Genomic DNA, 24,126 nt, shown 5'->3' with positions numbered 1-24,126 from the left:
CAGCGCTGCGCGCTGTGCAAGGAAAACGCGGTGCTTCGCACCGCGTGACGAATTGCTTCGCAATTAGTTGACGGCGTTTCACGCCTTAATTCCCGTGCTTCGCACGGGAATTGGAATTACGCTTCGCTTAAATTCCTGACAGGCAGGCGTGTCCGCTTCGCTCCCACGCCCTGGTTCCGGCAAGCCGGAACGGCTGGCTACCGGGTGGGGATGCATCAGTGCAGGCCTGTGTAGGATCCCGAAGAAACGGCCACCCCCACCCGGTGACGTTCCGTCACCCTCCGAAGGGATGCCGGCCCTGTCGGATGGAGCTCACCGGACTCCGCTTCGCTCCGTCCGATACGTGACAGCCTTTCACTTCCTGAAAAACACTCAGTATGCGCACGAGCTTGCCAGAAACCCCACCCGTCAGCCCCTGTTGCGCTAGAGTGCTGCCCGCACATCATCACGATGATGCATCACGGGATGCAGTGTGTAGCATCCCGAGGGAACTGCTACCCCCTCTGTCAGGACTTGCCACCCCTCCCGTGAATTCTGGAGTACGGATATGACGAGCACAGAAAAGATTGTGCTTCGACCTCATCAGGTTGAAGCCGTTGACGCTGTGGTGCGCGGTCTTGATATCCCTCCTGGAAAGCTGATCCCGCGTAATGGTCTGCGGGCCACGGTCGTGGCAGCGTGCGGTACGGGAAAGACCCTCATCGCCGCGCACTCCGCACTGCGGCTCGCCCGTAACGGCCGGGTTCTCGTACTGCTGCCGACCCTGGACCTGCTGACCCAGACCGTGCGCGAATGGCGATCAGCCGGGCACACCGGGCCGGCGGTGGAGGTGTGTTCACTGGATGACGACCCGCATCTGTGGGACCTCGATGTGCGGTCCACGACCAGCCCGCCGCAACTGGCGCTCTGGCACGGCCGCGGACCCGTGACCGTCTACGCCACCTACGCCTCCCTGCCGGTGCTGGCAGAGGCTCACGAGGGCGCGTACGGGCTTCCCATGGACGTCTTCGACCTCGTCGTCGTGGACGAGGCGCACCGGACCAGCGGATCGGCAGGGAAGGCATGGGCCGCGATCCACGACCAGGACGTCATCCCCGCCATGCGCCGGCTCTACATGACCGCCACACCCCGCATCTGGAAAGAACGCCCACCCCGGGCCCAGTGGGCGGAACGCCAGGCGGGCTTCGAGAACGCGCGGAATCGTCTGCCGCAGGAGCTGGCCTGCTCCATGGACGACCCCAAAATCTACGGCCCTGTCGTGTACGAACTCTCGCTCGCATCAGCCGTGTCCCGGGGGCTTCTGGCCAGGTATCAGATCGTGGTGGTCGAGCTGACCGACCCCGTCGTCACCCCAGCCCGCCTGGCCAGCGACGAAAAACGTGAGGAGCAGCTGCGCGGGGAGCGGATGGGGGCGTTGCAGGCCGCCTTGCTGGAGACGATGGCGGTCCATGACCTGCAGACCACCATCACGTTCCATCACCGGACGATAGAGGCGTCCGCGTTCGCGACGGGACTGCCCAAGGTCGCGGCCCGGCTGTATGCGTCGGATCCGGAGCGGTACCCGGAACGTGTGTGGGCGAACTGGCTGTGCGGGGAGCACGAGACAGGCCACCGGCGCCAGGTACTGGGGGACTTCGGGCGCCGAGCAGGGCGGGCCGTGCTGTCGAACTGCCGTGTGCTTGGTGAAGGTGTCGATATCCGAGCGGTGGACTCCGTGGCACTCTTGGACCCGAAAGGGTCGGCCGTGGATATCGTGCAAGCTATTGGCCGGGCGCTGCGTCAAAAACCCGGACAGGGCAAGATTGCAACGCTGATCGTGCCCGTATTTCTGGCGCAGGGTGAGCAGCCGGAAGACATGTTCACCTCCTCTTCGTATCGCCCCTTGGTAAAGGTCCTTGAAGGGCTCCGGGCGCACGATGAACGTGCCATCGAGATGCTCGCTATTCCGCAAGAGAACCAGAAACAGGTCGTTGATCCGTCGCAGACCATCGGTCCGGAGCCAGAAGACGGTGAGGTGGAGTCACGGCTGCTGCTCCGGTTCGCCGCCCCCAGAGACCCCGTCATGATCGCGAAGTGGGTCAAGTTCCAGATCCTCGACACCGAACGCCAGGACTGGACCCGCGGCTACGACACCGCCCGCCGCTACCAGGAGCGGGAGGGACACCTGGACGTGCCCTACGAACACACCGAGGACGCCTACCCATTGGGCAGGTGGCTGTCCGACCAGAGAAGGGCCTACCGGGCCGGAACCATGCCCAGCAACCGGGCCAACGAACTCGAAGAACTCGGCATGATCTGGGACACCGCTGACGCCACGTTCGCCGAGAACCTCGCCGCCGCCCGCGCCTACTACGCACAAGCCGGCACCCTGGCCGCGCCCCGCCACGCCACCGCCCTCGACAAACCCGTCGGACAATGGCTCACCAACCTCCGACGGCCTGACGGCCTCGGCAAGGAGCCAGAGCGCGCGGCACGGCGTGCCGAGCAGCTGGTCGCGATCGACCCGGACTGGAACCCCGGGGCACTGGGCTGGACCGTCGACTGGCAACGCCACTACACCGGCCTCGCCGCGCTCCTCGCGGGCGAGGCCGGCCTCGACGACATCGTGCCCGGGGTGACGCATCGTGGCGACGACATCGGACACTGGCTCACCCGGCAAGTACGAGACTGGACACGCCTGAACCCGGAACAACAACACCGCCTGGACGCACTGGGCGTGAAACCAGCTACACGGCCCGCTGCGCCCCGCACACAGCGTGCGGCAGGAGTGGGCGCAGCGCGCGGTGCCGAGGCCTTCCAACGGGGTGTACAGGCCCTCACCCAATACATTGCACGAGAAGGAAAGACCGTCGTCGGGAGACAGCACGTCGAAGAACTCCCCGACGGCTCGTCCGTACGACTCGGCATCTTCCTCACCAACCAGAAAAGCCGCCGCCACCGACTCACCGACCAGCAACTCACAGCCCTCGCCAACCTCGGATACGACTGGGCGGTGTAGCAGCGCAGAACACCGCCCTGATCGTCTACGGGCATGGCGGTAAAGGAGTTCGGCGTCGTGCTTGTCGACCAGACTGGGGAAGGTCGGGTCGTTGGCGCGGGCGTAGCGCAGCGAGGTCCGCGTACAACCTGGCGTTGGTCTGGGCGGTCTGGTCTTCGCAAGGCGGTGCGGGATGTGCCGGATACTTCAGGAGCGAGGCGTGATGTGTGGTCGCGGTGCGCGATCGACTCCGTCAGCGTCAGGGCGGCAAAAGGGGGCCACTGACCGGACCGAATCCGACTGATCGCGGCAAGCCGGGATCGAAAGTCCACCTGATCACGGACCGGAACGGTCTGCCCCTGTCGCTGGGCATCTCGGGTGCCAACATGCATGACAGCCTCGGCCTGAAACCGCTCGTGCGCGGTATTCCACCGATCCACTCCAGGCGCGGCCCGCGTCGCCGACGACCGGCCAAGCTCCACGCAGGCAAGGGATACGACTACGACCACCTGCGCCGATGGCTACGGAAGCGGGGCATCCATCATCGCATCGCCCGCAAAGGCATTGAGTCCTCGCAGCAGCTGGGCCGCCACCACTGGGTCGTCGAAAAGACCAACTTCGTGGCTCGCCGGATGCCGACGCCTGCACCGCCGCTACGAACGCAAGGCCGAGCCACTTCCTCGCCTTCGTCGGCATCGCCGCAGCCCTCATCAACTACCGCCGACTCAACTGAAGCGACCTCTAATCGATCTCAGGAAAAATCGACTTCACGAGAAGGGGACCTCAGAAGAAGGGGAACACGATCGCCCCGGCCACCCCCAGCCAGAGCAGTCCGGCCGTGACGGCAACGCCCAGGAGGTACTGCAACACTGTCAGGGTGAGCGGCCCCCTCGGCACCTTGACGTTCGGGTTCTGCGGGTCGTAGACGATGTGGATGCCCTCGGTCGAGCGGCCGGACCATTGCCGGTACTCCTGACCGTTGGTGGCGGTGAAGACGTAGGAGCCCTTCTTCTTCCCGTGGGGAAGTACTCCCGGACGGCCCGGACGGTAAGGCCGCGGCGGGCCAGGATCACCCGACCACGCGCGCTGATTACCAGGAGCACCGCGCCGAGCAGGCCGGCGAGCAGGAGGAGGAGCGTGATCGCCACGACGGGCCAGCTGTCGGCCTTGTGGGAACCCGCCCAGGCGACGTAACCGGCGCAGAGGAGCAGGGCGACCACGATCCCGAGCACGACCTGCCACATCCTGATCTCCGGCGGCAGCGACTCGACGGTGACCGACGCGCTGCCGGCCGGGTCCCGCTCCGCGGGCAGCGCGTCGTTGAGGGCGGAGAGGAACGCACCCGTGGCGGTGGCGTTCGCCCCCTCGATCCGGTGCGCGACACCGTCGGTCAGGACGATCCGCAGAGCCGTGTCACCGTCCTGCCGGACTTCCTGGACGACTGCGAGGGGAATCGTCGTGCACGTCCGGTCCCGGTCGATGGTGAGCCGTTCGGATCCCAGAGTCACAGACGCGTGTCCGCTGGCGAGGACTTGAGAAGAGACCATGATCTGTCCGACGCCCGCACCGCCCCGGGGGTTGTACGCGAGCGATCACGGTTCCGTCTCGTTCACCCCCGGAGCGTCAGCCGCGGTGCTCCGCGGCGGCGGCAGCGGTCGGTGCACGAAGACCGCAGCCGAGGAGGAGAAGGCCCGGCAAAGGGGGGAGGTCCGGAAGGACAAGTCGGGCAGGACCCCGGAGAGGCCCCGGCCCGAGAAGAACGGCGACGTATCCGGCGCCGTTGCACCGCTTGGGCGAGGTGGGCGTGAAACCAGCTGCACGCCCCAGAAGACCGCAGCGCAAACCAACGCGAAGACAGGGGCTGAAAAGGACTCCGCCACCTTCACACGGGGCGTCGCGGCCCTCCAGCAGTACATCGCACGGGAGGGGAAGATCATCGTCGCAAGACAGCATGTCGAAGAACTCCCCGACGGCACCTCCGTACGACTCGGCATCTTCCTCACCAACCAGAAAACCCGCCGCCACCGACTCACCGAGGACCAGCTCGCCACCCTCGCCGCACTCGGGCTGGGGTGGGCGCAGTAACAACTGCTGCACCGCGCGCGGCTTCACCAGCCCGGTCAGGCCCATACCCGGTGTTCGTCCGTGAAGTACGGCCACGGCTGCGAGCCGACTGTGCCCTTGCATAGCAGTTGGTCCATGCCCCTCGCCCAGGTCTGCAGGTCGGTCAGTTCCAGCAAAATCCGCTCGAGTTCCGCCCTGCCCACCAGGGTGCGGCGTCCGTGCCCCCGGAGCGCTACGGCGGGTTGCTCCGGCTTTAGGTCGGCTCCGTCCGGCAGGACCCAGTGAGCGTCCAGGCCGACCTTGCGGAGTTCTTCGATGAAGTTGTCGGACGAGAGCGTCACGGTGAAGACCAGGACGTCGGCGATGAGGCCGGCACACTGCGCGGGCTGGAGCGGGTAGATGCCCCACGGCGGGGCAAGAGTGTTGCGTGCTGCGCTGTCTCCGCTGCTGAAGCAGATGCTCTCTCCGCTCAGTCGGGTGCGGCGCAGCAGCGCGGCGTACGCCGAGTGGAACTGGCGGGTTGCTTCCTGCAGTCCCCACCTGTTGTCTGCCGCTGCGATGTCCAGGGCGAGCAGGCCGCGCTGCCCGGGCACGCGCATCGTCTTCAGTCCCTCGCAGTGGGCTCGGGCGAATGCGTCGTTGAGGGCGGACAGATGGGTGGCGTACGGCACGCCTGTTTCGACGAGGCGGGCCCCTTCGGGCCCGGGCAGCGGACTGCCCGTGTGCAGGGCTTCGGCCGCCATCCGGGTCCGCGTGAGCTGAGTACTCTCACGCCGCTTGGGGTTCGTCTTCAGCTCGTACAGGTAGATGTCTTGTTCGCTGTCCGCGTGCCGGTCGTGGAACACGGTCACGTCGCCGATGCGCAGGCAGTCGGTGAGGTCGTGCAGCAGCGCAAAGTGCCGGTGCTCGCTCCATTGCTCCTCCGCGAACCGGATCTCGTGGAGGGTGCCTTCCTTGCTCAGCGTCATCGGTCCCGGCGATTCGTTGCGGCGCAGGGTCAGTATGTAGCGGCGGTCGTATCGGAAGGCACGCCAGGCCAAGGCGTCCCCGATCGAGCGTAGTTGTCGGCCCACGCGCTCCAGGGCGTCGTACTCCAGTCGCCAGTCATCGATGTCATGGGGGTGACCGACGACCAGGTCGGGGGCATCCGCCGGGAGCTTTTCTCCCTTCCGGAGTCGCTTGATCACCCGGGAGCGCTCCGCCCGTGCCTGGTTCGCCCTGAGCGCGGCGCGGAGGAGGTCGCGCTGGAAGGCCACGAAGTCCTCGGAATCGTGGCACTGGCGCAGGTCTTGGATGAATCCGACCAGCCGTTCACCGTTCTCTCGATGGAAGGGGTGCTTGACCAGCGCATCGAGCCGGTCAGCGGGCAAATCGGTCAGCAATGGAGGCACAAGGACATTCTCTTGGCGGAGGGAACCTCTCCTCCAGTGAATTGAGCAAGGGCGTCCGAACCGGGGGTGACGGGCGCGCAGCACGGGGATGACCCCGGCCGGCCGCCGCCGCGTCCGTCACAGAAACGGGCTCAGCGGGCGCGCCGTCGCGGGTGGGTGCAAGCAGCCCCGCAGAGGGGTCTGTACAGCGAACGGTGGGACTCGGTTGATTGTTTCTACCGGCGTCCGGCGGTGAGCCGGCCGTCGAAGGTGATGTCGAAGGCTTGGAGTGCGGCTGTCCTGAGCTGGGCGAGGCGCTGGGTGCTTCGGGCGATGAGCCTGCGAGGTGTCAGGTCCAGGTGAGAGTCGGGTCGAGGACGGACAGCCTTGAGATCGAAGTCCGAGCGCAGGAGGTCAAGGCAACCGATCCGGGTGGAAGCCGACGCTGTACTCGCTGTTCTGGCTAGTCTGCGGGCATGATGGAGCATCCCGGGTTCGGTGCGATGCTGGCGTCGTTGCTGGACCACAGAGAGCTCAGCGCCCAGGAGTTGGCCGACTGCGCTGAGTCGACCGCAGACGAGGTCCGGGCGGTGCTCGCGGGGGAGAGCCCCGGCGAGGGGCTGCTCCGACGGCTTGCGCCCGCGCTGGGATTCCACGCTGTCGATCTGTTCATCCTCGCGGGGCGAGCGGTCCCGGACGACCTGGCGCCGTTGGACGCCACGGCCGTGAAGTGGGCGGCGACCATGGTGACGGATGCGGTGCGCCTCCCCGAAGCGCGACGCCGTGAGCTTCTACAGATGATCCGCTCGCTGCCGCAGGAGGAACGGCGTTCCAGCTTCGCCCCGAAGCCGCTTATGCCCCTCGCCGACGGCCCGGGCGCTTGCGTCATCCGCATGCTCCAGTACCGCAACCTGAACTGGATGGGCATAGCGAGGACGCTTGCGTTCGTGACGCCCACGTACCTGTCGGCGGCCACCTACGGCGTGATCGGCTCCGGTCGCAAGGAGCTGACCCCGCGCTTGGTGACGGACTTCGCTGCCCTGCTGGGGATCGACGCCTGCGAACTGGCCGCGCTGACGGGCGTTTCCCTGCGTGAGGTGCCGCCCCCTCCGTCCCCGGAGGCCGTGGACGCCGCAGCGCTGCTGTGGGGGGCGCGACGGCTGTCCGCTGACCAGGCGCGACACGTCTCCGAGCTGGCACGCTCGCTGCGCGGGGACTCCGACGACGGTTAGCTCGTCAGCCTGCCCGGACTCAGAAGTGAAATGCCCCCAGGCCCAGTGAGACCGGACAGCAGCACCAACGGACCAGGTCATCTGAGACAGGGACCAGATCGTCTGAGGCGGGACACCAGTCCCTGCCAGCACAGCCCTGACCAGCAACAACACACCCATGCTGTACCGACCGGCAACAAACCGACCCGCATCATCACCAAAAACGTCAGCACCAAATCGGCAACTGTGTCACCACCCGAACTAATCACCGCGACCATCTGAACAGCACAGACACCGCAGCTACCGCACTGACATCACGATGCCGAACCACCACCGCCAAAAAATCGCAGATCATCAGCCTTGTTGGTGAGGTAGGCCACAGCGTCGTCGATGCCCTTGTTCTTGCCCACTGCGATGCCGGCGGCCATCGCGGCCCCTCTGATCCGCTCGGCGGCCTGAACGGCGCCGCCGGCCAGGATGGTGCGGCCGGCGCGGGCGACCCATGCCTCGATGGTCTTGTCGCCGGTCTCGTGCAGGGCGTGGGCGGCGCCCCACAGATACTCCAGCACATGAATGATGTCGATGACGATGTGCACGCCGATGCCCCTGGCCGCGGACTGCTCGTTGATCAGGTCGATCTGGTGGGGTGCGCGCCCACCGCCGTCGACCCGACCCCGGGACGCGCACACCCAGTGTTCGCGTTCCCCTTTGGCCTGAACGAGTTCCCGGTCAGCAAACCATGATTCCGATCATGTTGCTTTGTGTGCGGGCGTGATGGAGTTCACGGGTTGGCGTGTACAACTCACCGACCCGCAAAGGGGATTGAGGAAGTGAGACTCTTACGTGCGTGGCGCTCTGTTGCCACTGTTGGTGCCGTGCTGGCGGTGCTGGCTGGGGTGGGTCCAGCAGCAGCGGCCCCGAGGCCGCCTGTCCCCGGCCTGGGGGCTTCCCCGACAGCAGTGGGGGCGGCCGGGCCGCAGGACCTGGGAGCGATAGCCGCGGGGGGTGCCCGACCGGTGTCGGGTACGGCCCCGTCGGCCGGCCCCAAGTTCTCCAAGTCGGGCACTGTCTGGCGGGTCATCACTCCTGAGGTGGTGCTGCGGAACACCGTGACCGACCCGGACGGAGACACAGCGAACCTGACGTTCCAGGTGTACACCACGAACGCGGACGGTACCCCGAAGGCACAGGTCGACCTCGACGGGGCAGGCCAGTACGGGGTGCTGGTGTCGCCGTATGTTGCCTCGGGCAGCACGGCGAAGGTGACGGTGCCGTACGGCAAGCTGAAGCCCGGCGTGCTGTACAAGTTCCGCACCTCCGCCTACGACGGCGGTCTGTACGAGACGGACTGGTCGCCGTGGGCGGACTTCCGCATCGACCCGTACATGAAGTTCCCCGCGCCGCAGACGTCGTCAACGATCGACCCGCTGGCCCAGACCGAAAACGAGTTCACACGCACTGACCCCGGCGCCGTTGCTCTCACGGGCCTCAAGGCCACCGGCGAGCGGTCCTGCTCCACGGTCGATACTCAAGGCCGCAAGCTGTGCATCGAGATCACCCCGCCGTCCAAGCAGAGCGAGCAGCGCGCAGCATCCCCGCGGGCAGCGGTTGCCGAGCCCGTCGACCTGGTGGAGTGGTGCGGAAGCAAGCCAGTTGGCAAGGACTACATGAACCGCACCGAGGCGTGCCTGAAAAACATCGGCTCCGCCACGCTGATCTTCCTGGACGCCGACCCGGAGCTGCCCGCCCTCGGCCTGGCCACGTTCGACCTGCAACAGCGGATCAAGACGTACCCGAACAAGGGTGCGTCCGGTTCGGATTTCGCCGAGTTCGATCAGCAGCTCGTCGCGATGCCCCGCACCATCGACGCAGCTCTCCAAGGCGTCAACCTCACGTGGCTGCCCACCAACAACTGTTCTTCCTGCACCACCACACAGACGCGGTGGACTGACATCTACGGCGCCGCCGCCACCGGCCACTGGGGATTCTCCGAGGCAGGTCCCCTCAATGCCCGCTACGGCACCGTCCAGACCATCTGGTCCGGCACCGGCAAGGAGACCATCGACCTCGGATGGTCTATCCGGGCCACCGTGGACGCCAGCCTGACCTCCTCGGCGACCGCCGACTTCGGCACCAGCGGTGACGTGCGCGTCCGTGAACTCGCCCCGCGCTGCGACGACATCGTCAAGGGTTCGGCGCCGGGCTGTGTGCTGCCGTACTTCGTGCCGAACTGGACGGTGGACACCAACCTGTACCCCGCCGCTGGGGCGTACTACTGGTACATGCAGCAGGTGATGCCCGATCACGCCGGCTCGAAGCGGTGGGACAGCCTGATGCACTACCTGGGCCCTGACACCCCGGTGAAGAACAGCGCCGGCGGAACATGGACCTCGGACAACAGCCGCACCCGCGTGTGCGACAGCACCTGGAGCGTCCACCCATCCGATGCATCAGTGGGGTCGGTCGACTGCGACGAGTTCGCGATGGCCTCGACCCACGAGTCCGGCGGCTTCCCGAACAGCGTGAACCTGGTGACGTCGGGCAGCAAGTGCGCCCAGTTGTACACCGACAAGATGGGCGACGGTTCGGCGAACTTCGGCATCCTCGCGGATACCCGAACGGCGACGAACGGGCCGAGCGGCACGGAGCGGTGCGGGCGTGCGGCAATCTCAAGCGTGCAGAACCAGCAGGCATTCAACGGCTTTCCGGCTCCGTCGTGGCGGATGCTGGACGGTGACGGATTCTTCGTGACCCTGCCGGGATTCGAACACTGCACATCGACCGCAACGACCTGCACGTGGCGCAAGATCGGCTGACGTAGCCTGAACGCCGGCATGAAGCAGGAAGGGGGGCCAGCCACAAGGCTGGCCCCCTTCTCGTGTGTGGTCAGCCCGTCAGGGGCTGCCACCGGTCTTCCCGTGCGGGGTCGAGCCTGCTGCCCCACACCAGCGCCCCGCCGACCAGTCCGGGCTTGTCCCGCGTGGCCAGGGCCGGGGTTTCGAGCATGTCGGCGACGTCTTCCAGGTAGGTGGCCAGCGTGTCGGGCTCGTCACCGGGACCTTCGTTGTAGCGGGACCAGCGGCCCAGGTAGCCGGTTGCGGCGTCCAGGTACAGACCCGAGGTACGGTCGGCCGCACCGTAGGAGACAACCGGAATCCAGGCTGCCTTCCACACGGTGATCCTGTCGTACTCGGAGCGGCGGGCGTTGAGGGTGTCCTCGTGGGCTTGGGAGTCCATCTGCTGCCGGTAGAAGGCGGCTACAGCGTCCGCGGGCATCAGGGCCTGATTGCCGGGAAGGCATCCCGCCCCGCTGACCCCGTCGTCACCCGCGGTCAGCAACCACAGGGCGCGAAGGCTTGTTGGTACCTGGATACCGAGATCGTCTTCCAGGGCGGCGATGCTGGTGGAGCTCATGCCCGTACGGAGCGCAGCGTGGGAGTCGGGGGCGTTGCGCTGGAGCCAGCGGGTGATGCGCTGCCAGGCGTCGGTGATCTCCCGTCCGGTGACCGCGTCGGCGGCGGGATCGGCCGGCTGGTCCTGGTCCTGCCCGCGGCTGTTCGCGGCTGGCTCGGCGGAGGGGGCCAGGGCCACGTACCGGATCTCGATCCGGTCGGGCTCGCGGATGTAGCCGACGGCCAGGGCGGGGCAGCCCTCGAACAGGTCCCCATCCACCGTCACGGTCAGGATGCCCGGCAGTCCCGAGGGAAGGCCCATGCCTGGATCATCGGCCAGCTGGCTGGCCAGAACCTTCAGGGCGTACGGAACACCGGCACCTAACTGGGTGGCAGTCTCACGTACGTCCGCGGCGATCTCGACGTTCACAGCCTGGTGCTCCTTGCCAGTTGGAGTACGGTGCCCTCACACAGTAGGGCGCCTACGCTCCCCGGCTGCGGCTGTGTCGCCTCAATGCAGTCGGAGTCGGGCACCGTAGCGCGTGTACTTCGAGGTGCCAGGGCAAGATGTGGCGCGAGACCTGCGCTCTCGTGACCAGGGCTTTTGTCGATCAAACTTGGGTGCAGTTCCTGCGAGGGTCCTTCGTTGGGGTGATTCGCGGGGGTTTGGTATATGCGTGGCGGGTCGGGTTTCTACCTTCGGCGGTGAGTCGTTCGCCGTCGGGTGGACGCCGGATGAGGGTGGGTGGTGTCGTGCCGTCGTGGATCGTCGCGTTGGAGACCAGGGAGAGTGCAGCCCGGTCGCGGGCCGAGGGGTTGCGTGAGCAGATCGGCGGGCTCTCGGAGTCGTTGTCGCAGGTCGAGATCGAGTTGTCCCGGCTGCAGATCACGCGGGAGACGATGAGCGAGGTGCTGTCCGCCCCGGCCGCGTCGTCTGTGCAGGTCCCGGAGGTGTTCGAGTCCCTGGGGCCGGTGCCGGTGGCCGGGTTGATGCAGGCCGCGGCGCTGCTGGTGGCCGCGGAGGCGGGCGGGGACCAGGCGGTGATTTCGCCGGCCTACCGGCAGATCGCTGCGGTGTTCGCCGAGCAGACCGGTGTGAAGAGGTGCAAGGACGTGTTGGCCGCGATCGGGGTGCCGGAGGCGACGGACTCGCAACGGGAGTCGATGCGGAGCAAACTCAAGCGCCTGGTCGCCCGCGGTGTCCTGGTCGAGGCCGAGCCGGGGCTGTTCGAGCTTTCCGCCGCGGGTGTCCGGTGAGCGCGGCTGGGACCGCCGGTGGCGCGCTCGCCGCGGCCGAGGACGTGTTCGCCGCCTCCACCGGCTTGTTCGAGCATGTGAAAGCAGACCTCGCGGGTCCCGGCACCGCGGTGATGACGCACTCGCAGTTGGAGGACATGCTCGGCTTGGCGATGCGGGAGGTGACCCGGTCGTTGTTCCAGGACCATCTACGGCTGCGGGCATTCACCGAGGTGCGGGTTGCGGATGTGGTGGACGCGCGCGGCGTGGAGCGCACCCGGATCGAGCGGGGCCGGACCCGGATCCTGGGCACGGTGTTCGGGAAGGTCACTGCGACCAGGATCGCCTACCGCGGGAGCGGCGTGGCCGATCTGCACCCCGCGGACGCGGTGTTGAACATGCCGGGCGGCATGTATTCGCACGGGGTGGCGAAACTGGCCGCGATCGAGGCCGCCCGCGGCTCGTTCGCCGAGGCCGCCCAGCGGGTCAACGCCCTGACCGGGGCCGGGGTCGGGTACCGGCAGGTCCTGGAATTGGCCGTCGGCGCGGCCGGGGACATCGACGCGTTCTACGACGCGCTCGTCCCGGTGCCGTGCACGGACACGACGCTGCAGGTGTTGTCGGTGGACGGCAAGGGCGTGGTGATAAGGCCGGAGGCGCTGCGGGAGGCCACGGCCAAGGCGGCCGCCACGAAAGGCGGCAACAAGCTGGACAAGCGGTTGTCCTCCGGGGAGAAGAACGGCCGCAAGAGGATGGCGACCCTGGGCACCGTCTATGACGCCGAGCCGGCCGTGCGCGATGTCGACGACGTCATCGCCGACCCCGACCGCGCGGGCGGCGGCGATGATCCCGAACGCCGGAAAGGCCCGAAGGCCCGCTCCAAATGGCTGTGCGGCTCGGTGAACGACACCGCCGCCGAAGTCGTTGCCGCGGTGTTCGATCAGGCCGAGCACCGCGACCCCGAACACGCGCGGACCTGGGTGGCCCTGGTCGACGGCGCACCCCACCAGATCGACCTGATCAACGAGCAGTCCGCGGCCAGGGGCATCGGCGTGCACATCGTCATCGACATCATTCATGTGCTGGAGTATCTGTGGGGCGCCGCCCACGCCCTGCACGAGACCGGCGACAAGACCATCGAGGCATGGGTCGCCCGCGCCGGCCGCACCATCCTGGCCGGCGGCGCCGTTCAGGCCGCCGAGCGGATCAGAGGGGCCGCGATGGCCGCCGGCATCGCAGTGGGCAAGAACAAGGGCATCGACGACGCCGTGGCCTACCTCACCAACAAGGCCGAATACCTGCGCTACGACACCGCGCTCGCGGCCGGCTGGCCCATCGCCACTGGAATTATTGAGGGCGCCTGCCGCCATCTGGTGAAAGACCGTCTGGACATTACCGGTGCCCGCTGGGGCCTGGCCGGGGCCGAGGCCGTGCTGAAGCTTCGCGCGCTGCGATCCAACGGCGACTTCGACGCCTACTGGGCCTGGCACGAGGAGCAGGAGTTCATCCGCAACCACCAGGCACGATACCGCCTCACGGCGTGATCAAAACAGAACCCTCACAGGAACTGCACCCAAATCCTTAAGTCCGTTATGTCGATTCATTGGTTCATTCGTGTACCGGCCCGTCATACTGCGGTACTACCGACGTAGCAGCTCGCCAAACAGGGTTTCACCTGCACGAACGTGGCTGTCCGGCACTAAGCCGAGCGCATCGTTTTAGCGACCAGCTACCCCAGCTATGGGGTAGTTGGCTCGCTCCAGTACATCTCGCCTTTGCGCTGTACTACAGGTACGAGCAACACTGGCAAAGCAACCTTGGCTCACATGAGTCAAGGTGAGAGCCCTGGTCCACTGGGTGCAACCAAGAACAAGGGCATATACGGCGGGACCCGTGTTGGCGCACGCCCCACCACACGAGAAGCCCCCGGAGCGGTCAGCTCCGGGGGCTTCTGCATGTACGAGGTGGCGGTCGGCCAGTAGCCCAGAGCGCCCAACCAAGACAACGACCAGGACCAAGAGCGGCAGACAGGGCGTGAGCTTCACCCCCGGCTGCTCACGAGCCCGACTACAACGGATGATCCAAAGCCGTGCGGGCACACGTCTCGAACTCGCGAATACGCTCCCAGCTCACGTCAGCCAGGCCGTCGACGTCAGTCGGCCCGTCACGGAGCACTCTCTGCACGGAACGAGAGACTGCCACGGGATGACCAGGGGGATACACGCCAGTCGCGCATGCCCAAGCAGTCATGGCCCGCACGGCCTCGTGAGCCGCACGGGCCACGTCGTCGGGCCCCTCCACCAGCACGAGAGCCAGCGCTTTGCTCGTGGCCGGCCTCAGCTCAACAACTCGCCTGCACAGCTCTGCCACTTCCACCCCGGGGTGATCGCCGGCGGCACCCTCGTACTGAACAGTGCCAATGGCTTCGCCGTAATCCACAGCCGCCTCCACGAAGGCTGCGTACGCTTGCCGCCGCCCATCTCGGCGCCAGTGCTCGTGCTGCGAGCGGCGCTGCATGGTGCCGTTCAGCCGCGCGGCTCCGAGAGCACCCACCATGCCCGAGCACGTACCAACAACTGCCGCGAGAGCAGTCATGATCCCTGGTTCCACAGTTCCCCCCTGAGCGCTTCGACTGGCCCTTAGCCTCGGGCTTTCACGAGCGGGCTTGTGCCGGTCTTGATCAGATAGGCGGGTGCTGCTGAGCAGTAACGATGGCACTTGCAAGGGTTTCTGTCCGCTGCAAGGAAAGAAGCACTCTCCAGGTGAACAAGCGCATCGGGTCGTATCCATCTGTCCGCGTCCAGGGCGGTGGGGGTGCGGTGGTCGCCGACCTTTGACCAGGTCGTACCTCTTCGAGACGGCGTCGCGTACCAGGCCGGCCCTGTCGGCCAGGTACGACAATCGCCCCTGACCGGCCTTTCAAAGGCGCCATCGTCGGCGGCCGGCTGTGGAGCAACGCCCCCTCTGACTGCCAGCCCCGCTCCGGCTATTACCACTGGCGCCGCAGCTGGACGCACTCCGCAGTGATCTGGGCGAGGAGGTCGGCGTCGTCGGCGGGCGCGGGGCGCTGCAAGCGGTGCAGCAGGTCCCGGTGCAGGCGCAGCGCGTCATCGCTTCCGGTGGCGGCCAGGACCGCTGACCACAGGGGACTGCCAGGGAGGGTCTTGTTCTCCGCTGTCTCCAGCAGCGTCAGTTTGTCCTGGTGGGTGAGGCGGCTCAGCTCACGCTGCCCGGTCTTGTCCCCTATCTCGCGCCAGGTGGTGACCCGCTCCTCACGGGCCGCCTTCTTCAGCGCCCCCATAACGAACGGCGCCAGGTAGCCGAGTTTCTCGGCGCGTTCTCGCTGCGCCTGGCGCTCCGCTGTCTCCTCTTGTTCACGCTGCACGGCCAACGCCCGCTCCACCCGCTCCCGTCGGGCGGCCTCGTTCCGCTCACGCTGCTGCTCCGTATGCTCGCGCCACTCCTTCTCCCGCTGAGCCGCGCGCCGCTCCTCCTTCTCCCGCCGAAGCGCGGCCTGCTCCTGGTCGTGCCGGACCCGCGCGACACGCACCACCTCCCGCTCCTCGGCCGTCACGTCGAGATCCCTCATCAGCTGAGTGGCCTCGGTGAGGAGGAAAAATGTGGGCTGTTCCTGCAGCCGGGCCAGGACGACCTGGCGTTGTCGGGCTCGTTCTTCGAGCTGCGCCTGACCGCGGCCGAGAGCCAGGCGCAGCCGGCCGATGTTCTCCGGGACCTTCTCTGCCTCCAGGAGCTGCTGGATGGTTCGCACCGCGCTGTACAAACGGTCCGGCTGATCACGCATGGCGCGGTCGAGATGCATCAGCGCGCGTTTGACCGGGTCGTCCTGACGCACGGTGCTCGCCGCCCGCGACCGGGAAGGCGCGACACTGACAATCGAGCGCCCCCCGGACTCACTGCGCCGCAGCCCCGTGACCATGGGCGCGCGGACGGCGTCGGGCCTGGTGGCTGCGTAGGTGAGAACGGGGAACGAATGTTGCTCAGTCTGGGCAGCGCTTCGTGACCGAGCTGCCCCGATGTGTTGGTGAGAACTGGAAGCAGGCTGAGGGCTCTGCCGTGGCGTGTCGGTGTCAGCGGGACATAATTCGGGAGTGGACCTGAGACCGGAGTTGCTGCCCCCGCCTGTGAGCCAGGAACAGCTCGACGAGTTGAGCGGCGAGATCACCCGGATTGCCGACCTCGTGACCTGTGGTTCCGAGGAGGCGGGCGAGGCGATCCGGACCTTCAACTCGACGACCGGCCACGACTACGAGGCCCTTGAATTCGCCGAGTACGAGGGATTTCGGAGTCTGGAGGAGTTCGCGAGGGAGGCAGCCCGGCCTGTCCACCCACGGGTTGCAGACATCACGCGGGACGAACTCGCCGAGATCGTCCGACGACTTCGGGGCGCCTTCCCGGAGAGCGACTACTACCTGCGGCTCCTCGAAGCGAATGTGTCGCATCCCCGGGTCAGCGACCTGGTCTTCTATCCCTCGGATGGTCTCCAGGACGCCTCGGAGGAGGAGATCGTCAGCGAGGCCATGAAGTACCGGCCGATCGCGCTCTGAGCCACGCGCATGGGTCAGCCGGCCACGACTTGTTGCTCGGAACGGGCTCGGGTGGTGGCGAGGCGGTAGGAGTCGGTGCCGGTCTCGATGATGTTGCTGCCGAAGGTGAGGCGGTCGACGATGGCCGCGCAGAGGCGGGGGTCGGTGAAGGTCTTTGTCCAGCCAGAGAAGGATTCGTTCGAGGCGATCGCCACGCTGTTCTTTTCCTCCCGCTCGGTCAAAACCTGGAAGAGGAGTTCGGCGCCGCGGCGGTCGAGTTCCATGTAGCCGAGCTCGTCAATCTATGCGGATATCCGCATAGATCGACGAGTTCGGCTACCTCAATCTGGACAAGAAGGGCGCTCGGCTGCTGTTCCAGATCTTCACCGAACGTGAGGAGTGCAAGGCCACCGCGGTGGCCACGAACTCACCTTTCGCCGAGTGGGACAAGATCTTCGCCGACCCCAGGCTCTGCGCGGCCATCGCCGACCGCATCACCTTCCGCTGCACGCTGATCCAGACCGGTACCGAGTCCTTCCAGTCCACCGAAGCCGACCGCCAGGCCACCGCACGGTGATGAGGCTCTCTGAATCCGGCTCTGACCGGAATTGCGTGAAAGCTCAGCTCGGTGACCAACTCCGTTGGTCGCCCAGGGACAGCGGTTCTAATCTGACGAGGTGATGAAACCGGAGGGGAGCCTGGTGCCGCGCCCGAGCGCGCGCGTGGTGTTGCTGGACGACGCCAGTCGGCTACTGCTGTTCTCCGCCCTGAACAAGGAGGACGGTTCCGTCCGGTGGTTCACCCCTGGAGGCGGGCTCAAGCCAGGCGAAACCCACGAGCAGGCAGCCCTGCGGGAGTTGCAAGAAGAAACCGGACTGACGAACCTCTCGCTGGGTCCGGAAATTTGGCGAGGGCGCCCGTGGACAGCGGTCCGGGGCAGCGTCGCTTATGAGGTTCGCCAGCGCTACTACATGGCCCGGGTGCCTGCGTTCCAGGTCGATACCTCGGCTTTCGAGGAGATCGAGAAGGCCGCGATCACCGGGCACCGCTGGTGGACCATAGCGGAACTGGCCGCGACCTCGGATGTGCTGCGGCCGACTGAGCTGCCGAAACTATTGGCGTCCTTGCTGACCGACGGCCCACCGGACCGACCGATCCCCGTAGACGGCTGAGCCCACGTCCTTAAGCACACCGCCGACCAATAGCCGACCGAACGCGAGGCCGGGCCCTTCCGAACCGCGCCTGTCAGGGACACGGACCAGCAGGACCCGGGACAACCAAACTATCGGCTCACGCTGCATCGCGACCCCGGACACTCCCGGCCATCCCGACACCGCCACATGTCACCCGATAGGGGTGGCTCCCGAGTTCGTTGCCGATCATGGACCTGCGCTAAGGTCCATCCCCTCCACGGACGGACCAACGTGGCTCCCAATCCCGTTGCCCCAGTGGCTCCCGTTCACCGGTTCAGGCACGGATTCCGTGAAGTGGATCAGGTCGCCTGAGGGTCCGTCACGGTCTGTGGTCGGCCCGATTCTTCCCCGGACGCCGAGACCGGGCGACTCGCGGTGAGAGAGAATGCTCGGCATGACGACTTGAAGAGCACCGGCCGGGCGACAGCATTGGCGAAAGGTCGGGGGCTGGGACACGATTCCCGACGGCGACCGACTGGTCTGCGCCGCCTGCCGAACGTCCGCCTGCTCGTACCAGTATCGCTTCCATCCGCCCGAGTCCTCCATGTTCGAGCGCTGCATCGGACTCGCCTGGTGTGCAGGTTGCAGGATCTACTCCGGCAACATGGTGTACGTCCCGCGGAAGCGAGTCCTGGTCGACCTCCTCGCCTCTCTTCCTCCTGAGCAGCGAGAGCGGCTTCTACGTTCGGAAACGCGAGTGATCGAGTTCCTGGACCGCCAGGCCCGAGGCGGCAGAGGTTAGGGTCGGCGGCTGGCCGCGATCAGGAGGAGCCGCTTGCGCAGCAGCGGTGGTTTCGCTCTGCCGAACATGCTGCGCTTGAGGGCTTTCAGGTCGTTGACGCGGCCCTCGACGGGCCCGGAGGACCAGTCGGTGCTCATGCCGTAGACGACGGCGTCGAGGTCGGGGATCAGTCCGGCGGCGAAGCCAGCCAGGCCGCACTGCTCGTCCGCGCAGACGTCGGCGATCCAGTGCCGCAGCCGGTCTCCTTCGCGGTTGGTCATGATGGTCGCGAAGGTGCGGACGTGGCCTGCGGCGGCCGTGAGCTCGGGTGAGCGGGCCAGCAGGTTCTTGAGCTGCTGCTGGTCGTCGTGGCGTAGGTGGTCCGGGTGGCGCATGATCCGGCCGGTGGCCTCGCGGGGTGAGGGCGGCCTCGCGATCGGTGGTGGGCTCCCGGCAGCCCGACGGTCGGAACGTAGCGGCCGGACGTAGTCGCGCAGGGTGCTGTAACTGCAGCGTGCCCCGCGTCTTGCAGCTCGCGATGGAGCCGGGACACGTTCGTGCAGCCCTCGGCGATGCGCTGATCGAGGTAGGGCTTGAAGGCGTCGAGCTTGCTGGTCCGGTTCTGCCACTGGCCGTGCAGCATCGCCTCTGGACTGGCCGCGCGGGCGTACTTGCGGACGGTGTTGCGCCCGAGACCGAGGCGTCTGGCGATCTCGCGCAGACTCAGGCCCTGCTCTACCTGGGCCCGGGCGGCGGCGTGGGTGTCGCGGAGCCGGTCGAGGAACTTCCCCTGCGGGTAGGGCTCGGACGGTTCCTCGGTGCTGGAGCGTCAACTCGGCAAGGCGAAGGTGCGGTTCAACCCGAGCGATCGAGTGTTTCTGGCGGCGCTGCTGCATCGGCTCCCGCTGGACGTACTGCGCCGACTACGGCTGCTCGTTCAGCCGGACACCGTGCTGCGCTGGCACCGCGACCTGGTCGCACACCGCCACGCTGCCACGTCACACCCGAAACGACCGGGACGGCCGCGTACCGTGCAGTCCATCCGCGTTCTTATCCTGCGCCTGGCACGGGAGAACCCCAGCTGGGGCTACCGCCGCATCCACGGCGAACTGATGGTCCTCGGCGTGAAAGTGGCCTGTCCCGCTCGAAAATACGAATTCGCGGCTGTGGCCCGCACGTTTGCTGATCCACGGCTGACCCCGGCGCTGACCCGCCCGATCCGCTGGGAACTCATAGCCCAGCAGTACGACCAGATGATCAAGTACGCCACCGCGATCCGAACCCGCACCGCGTCCACCGAGGCGATCTTGCGGCGCTTCACCCGCAACGCCTCCCACCCCACCTACGCGGCGATGCTGGAGGTCGGACGCGCGCAGAAGACCATTTTCGTAGCCCGCTACCTGCGGCTGCGCGACCTTCAGCGGGAGATCGAGGAGGGCCTGAACGTCATGGAATCCTCCAACGGCGCCAACAGCGTGATTGCCTACGGCAAGGGCGGGGAGATCGCGTCGAACCGGCGCGACGAACAGGAAATGTTCGTCCTGTGCCTGCGCATCCTCCAGTCCGCCCTGGTCTACCTGTTGACTGAACTACTGGGAGAGTTTGCGCAGTTCAGCGGACAACCTTTGAAGCGACTGGCTATGGTCCCGGCTCGTGATCGAAAGAGATGGGCAGGGTCGGGATCTGCGGACGTTGGTCGTGCCGCGGGTCGGGTCGTTCCGGGAGAGCGGCGATGTGTGGGAGCCGTACCGGCTGCTTGATCCATCCGGAACCGTTGTCGAGCCGGTCACGGTGTACCTGAAGGACCTGCAGGGCATCGGACGACCAGCGACGACACAGCGGTCGTACGGGATGGACCTGCTGCGTTGGTTCCGGTTTCTGTGGGCGGTCGAGGTGCCATGGGACCGGGCGACCCGGGACGAGGCCCGGGACTTCTCCCGCTGGATCCAGATCAGCGACAAGCCGGACCGTGCCGGTGCTCCGGTCGTGCCGGCCGCCCCGAACCCGGTCACGGGGAAAGCCGGGCCGGGCCGCAAGTACGCGCCGACCACGCGCGGACACAGCGAGAGCGTCCTGCGGGGCTTCTACGACTTCCATCGTGACACCGGGTCGGGGCCGATGGTCAATCCGTTCCCGCTGGTCCGACGCGGTGCCAGGGCCCATGCCCACCACAACCCGATGGACCTTCACCGCAACGAGCGGTCGGGGCTGTACCGTCCGCGGCACGTCCAGCGGGTGCCGCGCTGCATCCCGGACGAGAAGTTCAATGAGGTGTTCGCCCGGCTCGGGTCGAACCGGGACCGGGCCCTGGTGGCCTTGTGGGTGTCCACGGGTGCTCGTGCATCGGAACTGCTGGGCGCGCACTACGGCGATGCCGATCCAGGCCAGCAGCTGATCACGGTGATCCGCAAGGGCACTCGGGCGATCCAGCAGTTGCCGGCGGCGCCGGATGCTTTCGTGTGGCTTCGGCTTTACCAGGCTCAGATGCACGGCCTGGTGCCTGCGGGCCAGGATGATCCGCTGTGGTGGACGCTGCGGCGCCCCTTCGCGGCGCTCAGCTACCACGCTGCCTACCGGATGTTCAGCCGTGCGAATGCCGCGTTGGGGGCGAACTGGTCGTTGCATGACCTTCGCCATACCGCGGCCTACCGGATGGCCCGCGATCCCCTGATGTCACTCACCGACGTGCAGTGGGTCCTTGGTCATGCACATCTGAGTACGACTCAGCTCTACCTAAACCCGCTCACCGGGGACGTCATCGCGCAGGCCCTGGCTCACCACGCCCGCGTGGCGACAGGCGCCGCCGCGGCGGCAACGGTACCGAAATACAGCCCGTCGGCGATGTCCTACCGGCCGGAATCGCTGAACATCCTGTTCGGGGAGGGCACCGCGTGACCGCGCAGGTCCTGGCAGCGGCACGCTCCCCGCAGCGGCAGCACAGTCCCGAGGTGGCGGCGATGCTCAAGCGCTTCCCGCCCCGCCGCCGTGAACAGCGCTGGGCCGCCACCGAGCAGACACGCGAGCAGGTGGCGGAGCGGCTGCTCGCACCTCCGTTCACGCTGGCCTCGTCGGCCGCGCAGTCCCGGCGCCGGACCGGCCTGACCAAGACCCTGGCCTGGCTGGAGCAGTCTCCCGGGCAGACATGGCAGGACCGCTGGCGCGCCAGCGGGGCGGACGAGGTGGGCAACATCGCCTGGCGGCACACGGCGACGGCGTGGCTCCAGTCCAGCGGCTGGTCCTACCAGGACCCGAAGAAAGACTTCGACGCTCTCGGCAGCGGCATGCTCGCGCTGATCAGCGGCGATGTCCTCCGGCCGAGTCTGACGTGGTTGCTTACCCCGGGCACCGTGCAGATCCTGACCGCCGAGATGGCACGCAGTCGCGACCCGGAAGGGTTCGGCGCCCTGGCGGCTGTCTGCCGGACCGACCCCGCCAACGCTCACACCAAGGACGGCGCGCTGCGTCGCATCGCCACCTTGATGGCGGCCAAGGGCGGCAACGTCCGCGATATCACCGTCGGAGACTGCCTGGAGATGGCGGACCTCCTGCTCAGCCTCGGCGCCGACAGCGGCCGCGCGGTCGACACCAGCGTGTACTTCTACCAGTTGCTGCATGCGGCCGGCGTGTTCCCGGAGGGCGCCCTGGCGACCGTCCGGATCTTCAATCCCAAGAACCAGGGCCAGATCAGCGTCGAGCAGATGATCGACCGCTACGGCATCACCTGCCGCGCGGTGCGGGACCTGCTGGTCGACTACCTGCGCGAACGCGCCCTCTGCGTCGACTACACCTCCTTGCGAGCGGTGGCCTTCAGCCTGGGCAAGCTCTTCTGGAAGGACCTGGAGGACCACCACCCCGGGATCGCCTCCCTGCGGCTGTCCCCCGCCGTCGCGGCCGGTTGGAAGCAGAGGATCGCGCTGAAGACGATCCGCAGCGCGACCGCCGACGGCGACACTGTCGAGATGCAGGCCCCGCGCGCGGATCGTGGCCTCCAACACCTGGCCGTGGTGCGGGCCTTCTACCTCGACCTCGCACAGTGGGCCATGGACGATCCCGCACGCTGGGGCGTCTGGGCGGCGCCCTGCCCCATCCGGGAGGAGGAGATGTCGCGCCGGAAGGAGAAGGCGAGCCGAAAATCGCGCATGGACCAGCGGACCCGGGAACGGTTGCCCGTCCTGCCGGTCCTGGCCCAGACGGTCGATGCTCAGCGCCGGCTGACGGCCGAGCGGCTCGCCAGCGCCCGCGCCGTCTGCCCGGGAAACGACTTCGCCGTGGCCGGCAAGCGCTGGCACCGGCCGGCCACCAAGAATCCCGCTGCGAGGGTCTGGGCGGTGGACCCCGACACCGGGCAGCGCATCGACCTCACGCTGGAGGAGCATCGCGCTTTCTGGTCCTGGGCCATTGTCGAAGTCCTGCGGCACACCGGAATCCGCATCGAGGAGCTGACCGAACTCTCCCATCACAGCCTGGTCCAGTACCGGCTGCCCGGCACCGGGGAGCTCATCCCGCTGCTGCACATCGCCCCGTCCAAGACCGACGCCGAGCGCCTGCTCGTCATTAGCCCCGAGCTCGCCGACGTGCTCAGTACGCTCATCAGCCGGATCCGCGACGAGAACGGCGCCGTCCCGCTCGTGCTCTCCTACGACAGCCATGAACGGGTCTGGAACCCGCCCATGCCCCTGCTGTTCCAACGGCACGTCGGGTTGGAGAACCGGCCCATCCCACCTTCCGGGATAAGGCAGTTGCTCAATGACGCACTCGCCCGCACCGGACTGGCCGACACCGCCGGCCGACCGCTGACCTTCAGCCCCCACGACTTCCGCAGACTGTTCATCACCGATGCGATCATGAACGGCATGCCGCCCCACATCGCGCAGATCGTGGTGGGCCACCGCGACATCAACACCACCATGGGCTACAAGGCGGTCTACCCCGAGGAGGTCATCAACGGCCACCGAGCGTTCATCGCCCGCCGCCGCGCCACCCGCCCCAGCGAGGAATACCGGACTCCGACGGACGAGGAATGGGAGGAGTTCCTCGGCCACTTCGAACGCCGCCGGGTCGCCCTGGGTGACTGCGGCCGTGCCTACGGAACAAGCTGTGTCCACGAGCACAGCTGCCTGCGATGCAGCCTACTGCGGCCCGACCCTGGCCAGCGGCATCGCATCGTGGCCATCCGCGACAACCTGCACGACCGGATCGCCGAAGCCGAGAAGGAAGGCTGGCTCGGTGAGGTCGAAGGGCTCAAGGTCAGCCTGGCCGGAGCCGAGGATAAGCTCGCCCAGGTCGACCGGCGTTCCCACCAGGGAGCCGTCGTCGATCTCGGCATTCCTACGACCAGGAGCGAGGATCGTTGAGCACTGGCGCAGATCAGGAAGAACCGGGGAACGATCTCAGCACTTGGCCGATCGAGCGCCTTCA

The 24,126-nt window shown here is 67.1% G+C and carries 18 protein-coding genes and 4 pseudogenes; 14 read left to right on the top strand and 8 right to left on the bottom strand.

Going from position 1 to position 24,126, the window contains the following annotated elements:
- The first annotated feature begins 547 nt into the window (after positions 1-547).
- Positions 548-2,998, top strand: a complete 2,451-nt coding sequence (locus tag OG395_RS55380; RefSeq protein ID WP_327241057.1) for a DEAD/DEAH box helicase — start codon at positions 548-550, stop codon at positions 2,996-2,998.
- Between the two features lie 207 nt (positions 2,999-3,205).
- Positions 3,206-3,710, top strand: a pseudogene (locus tag OG395_RS55375) (IS5 family transposase); the annotation flags it as partial.
- Between the two features lie 139 nt (positions 3,711-3,849).
- On the opposite strand, the gene OG395_RS55370 reads toward OG395_RS55375, so the two are convergent.
- Positions 3,850-4,485, bottom strand: a complete 636-nt coding sequence (locus OG395_RS55370; protein WP_327241058.1) for a hypothetical protein — start codon at positions 4,483-4,485, stop codon at positions 3,850-3,852.
- Between the two features lie 37 nt (positions 4,486-4,522).
- Between OG395_RS55370 and OG395_RS55365 the strand changes: the two genes are divergently transcribed.
- Positions 4,523-5,062, top strand: coding sequence for a helicase associated domain-containing protein (locus tag OG395_RS55365; protein ID WP_327241059.1), 540 nt, complete (start codon positions 4,523-4,525; stop codon positions 5,060-5,062).
- A gap of 35 nt (positions 5,063-5,097) precedes the next feature.
- Here the strand turns inward: OG395_RS55365 and OG395_RS55360 are convergent, their stop codons facing one another.
- Positions 5,098-6,432, bottom strand: coding sequence for a hypothetical protein (locus OG395_RS55360; protein ID WP_327241060.1), 1,335 nt, complete (start codon positions 6,430-6,432; stop codon positions 5,098-5,100).
- A 455-nt stretch (positions 6,433-6,887) separates the two neighbouring features.
- Between OG395_RS55360 and OG395_RS55355 the strand changes: the two genes are divergently transcribed.
- Positions 6,888-7,643: a hypothetical protein gene (locus tag OG395_RS55355; protein WP_327241061.1), complete on the top strand. Its 756-nt coding sequence runs from the start codon at positions 6,888-6,890 to the stop codon at positions 7,641-7,643.
- A gap of 293 nt (positions 7,644-7,936) precedes the next feature.
- On the opposite strand, the gene OG395_RS55350 is transcribed toward OG395_RS55355, so the two are convergent.
- Positions 7,937-8,311: a hypothetical protein gene (locus OG395_RS55350; protein ID WP_327241062.1), complete on the bottom strand. Its 375-nt coding sequence runs from the start codon at positions 8,309-8,311 to the stop codon at positions 7,937-7,939.
- A gap of 327 nt (positions 8,312-8,638) precedes the next feature.
- Here OG395_RS55350 and OG395_RS55345 point away from each other — a divergent pair, with 327 nt between their 5' ends.
- Complete coding sequence (locus OG395_RS55345) at positions 8,639-10,438, top strand: hypothetical protein (RefSeq protein WP_327241063.1); 1,800 nt, start codon at positions 8,639-8,641, stop codon at positions 10,436-10,438.
- A gap of 70 nt (positions 10,439-10,508) precedes the next feature.
- Here the strand turns inward: OG395_RS55345 and OG395_RS55340 are convergent, their stop codons facing one another.
- Positions 10,509-11,444 (bottom strand): SMI1/KNR4 family protein, encoded by a 936-nt coding sequence (locus OG395_RS55340; protein ID WP_327241064.1) that lies wholly within the window; start codon positions 11,442-11,444, stop codon positions 10,509-10,511.
- A gap of 323 nt (positions 11,445-11,767) precedes the next feature.
- On the opposite strand from OG395_RS55340, the gene OG395_RS55335 reads away from it, so the two are divergent.
- Together OG395_RS55335 and OG395_RS55330 are read left to right on the top strand one after the other, a co-directional pair.
- The gene (locus OG395_RS55335; RefSeq protein WP_327241065.1) at positions 11,768-12,271 is read left to right on the top strand and encodes a hypothetical protein; all 504 of its coding nucleotides are present in this window, start codon (positions 11,768-11,770) and stop codon (positions 12,269-12,271) included.
- A gap of 44 nt (positions 12,272-12,315) precedes the next feature.
- Complete coding sequence (locus OG395_RS55330) at positions 12,316-13,794, top strand: ISKra4 family transposase (RefSeq protein WP_442818718.1); 1,479 nt, start codon at positions 12,316-12,318, stop codon at positions 13,792-13,794.
- Between the two features lie 1,445 nt (positions 13,795-15,239).
- Here OG395_RS55330 and OG395_RS55325 read toward each other — a convergent pair.
- Positions 15,240-16,103 (bottom strand): hypothetical protein, encoded by an 864-nt coding sequence (locus OG395_RS55325; RefSeq protein WP_327241067.1) that lies wholly within the window; start codon positions 16,101-16,103, stop codon positions 15,240-15,242.
- A 256-nt stretch (positions 16,104-16,359) separates the two neighbouring features.
- Between OG395_RS55325 and OG395_RS55320 the strand changes: the two genes are divergently transcribed.
- Positions 16,360-16,815: a hypothetical protein gene (locus tag OG395_RS55320; RefSeq protein ID WP_327241068.1), complete on the top strand. Its 456-nt coding sequence runs from the start codon at positions 16,360-16,362 to the stop codon at positions 16,813-16,815.
- A gap of 14 nt (positions 16,816-16,829) precedes the next feature.
- Here the strand turns inward: OG395_RS55320 and OG395_RS55315 are convergent.
- A pseudogene (locus OG395_RS55315) lies at positions 16,830-17,096 on the bottom strand (ATP-binding protein); the annotation flags it as partial.
- Between the two features lie 20 nt (positions 17,097-17,116).
- Between OG395_RS55315 and OG395_RS55310 the strand changes: the two are divergent.
- Entirely contained in the window at positions 17,117-17,371 is a 255-nt protein-coding gene (locus OG395_RS55310) for an ATP-binding protein (protein ID WP_327249209.1), read from the top strand.
- 124 nt (positions 17,372-17,495) lie between these two features.
- Entirely contained in the window at positions 17,496-17,966 is a 471-nt protein-coding gene (locus tag OG395_RS55305; RefSeq protein ID WP_327241069.1) for an NUDIX hydrolase, read from the top strand.
- A gap of 759 nt (positions 17,967-18,725) precedes the next feature.
- Here the strand turns inward: OG395_RS55305 and OG395_RS55300 are convergent.
- Positions 18,726-19,103 carry a transposase gene (locus OG395_RS55300; protein ID WP_327241070.1) on the bottom strand — a complete coding sequence of 126 codons (378 nt, stop codon included), beginning with the start codon at positions 19,101-19,103 and terminating at the stop codon, positions 18,726-18,728.
- A gap of 241 nt (positions 19,104-19,344) precedes the next feature.
- Positions 19,345-19,441 (bottom strand): annotated as a pseudogene (locus tag OG395_RS58960) (helix-turn-helix domain-containing protein); the annotation flags it as partial.
- Positions 19,442-19,526: 85 nt separating this feature from the next.
- Between OG395_RS58960 and OG395_RS58955 the strand changes: the two are divergent.
- The 4 genes and pseudogenes from OG395_RS58955 to OG395_RS55285 all read left to right on the top strand — a co-directional run.
- A pseudogene (locus OG395_RS58955) lies at positions 19,527-19,844 on the top strand (helix-turn-helix domain-containing protein); the annotation flags it as partial.
- Positions 19,821-20,468: a Tn3 family transposase gene (locus tag OG395_RS55295; protein ID WP_442818719.1), complete on the top strand. Its 648-nt coding sequence runs from the start codon at positions 19,821-19,823 to the stop codon at positions 20,466-20,468. The pseudogene OG395_RS58955 and the gene OG395_RS55295, both read left to right, overlap by 24 nt.
- Complete coding sequence (locus tag OG395_RS55290; protein ID WP_327241071.1) at positions 20,407-21,603, top strand: tyrosine-type recombinase/integrase; 1,197 nt, start codon at positions 20,407-20,409, stop codon at positions 21,601-21,603. The genes OG395_RS55295 and OG395_RS55290 overlap by 62 nt, the downstream gene beginning before the upstream one ends.
- Positions 21,600-24,062 (top strand): tyrosine-type recombinase/integrase, encoded by a 2,463-nt coding sequence (locus tag OG395_RS55285; protein WP_327241072.1) that lies wholly within the window; start codon positions 21,600-21,602, stop codon positions 24,060-24,062. Before OG395_RS55290 ends, OG395_RS55285 begins: the two co-directional genes overlap by 4 nt.
- Positions 24,063-24,126: the final 64 nt, after the last annotated feature.

It is taken from the genome of Streptomyces sp. NBC_01320 (assembly GCF_035974375.1).
Taxonomy (GTDB): Bacteria; Actinomycetota; Actinomycetes; order Streptomycetales; family Streptomycetaceae; genus Streptomyces; species Streptomyces yanii.
The sequence above is the reverse complement of the archived record's forward strand: the minus strand, read 5'-3'. Positions and strand labels throughout refer to the sequence as shown.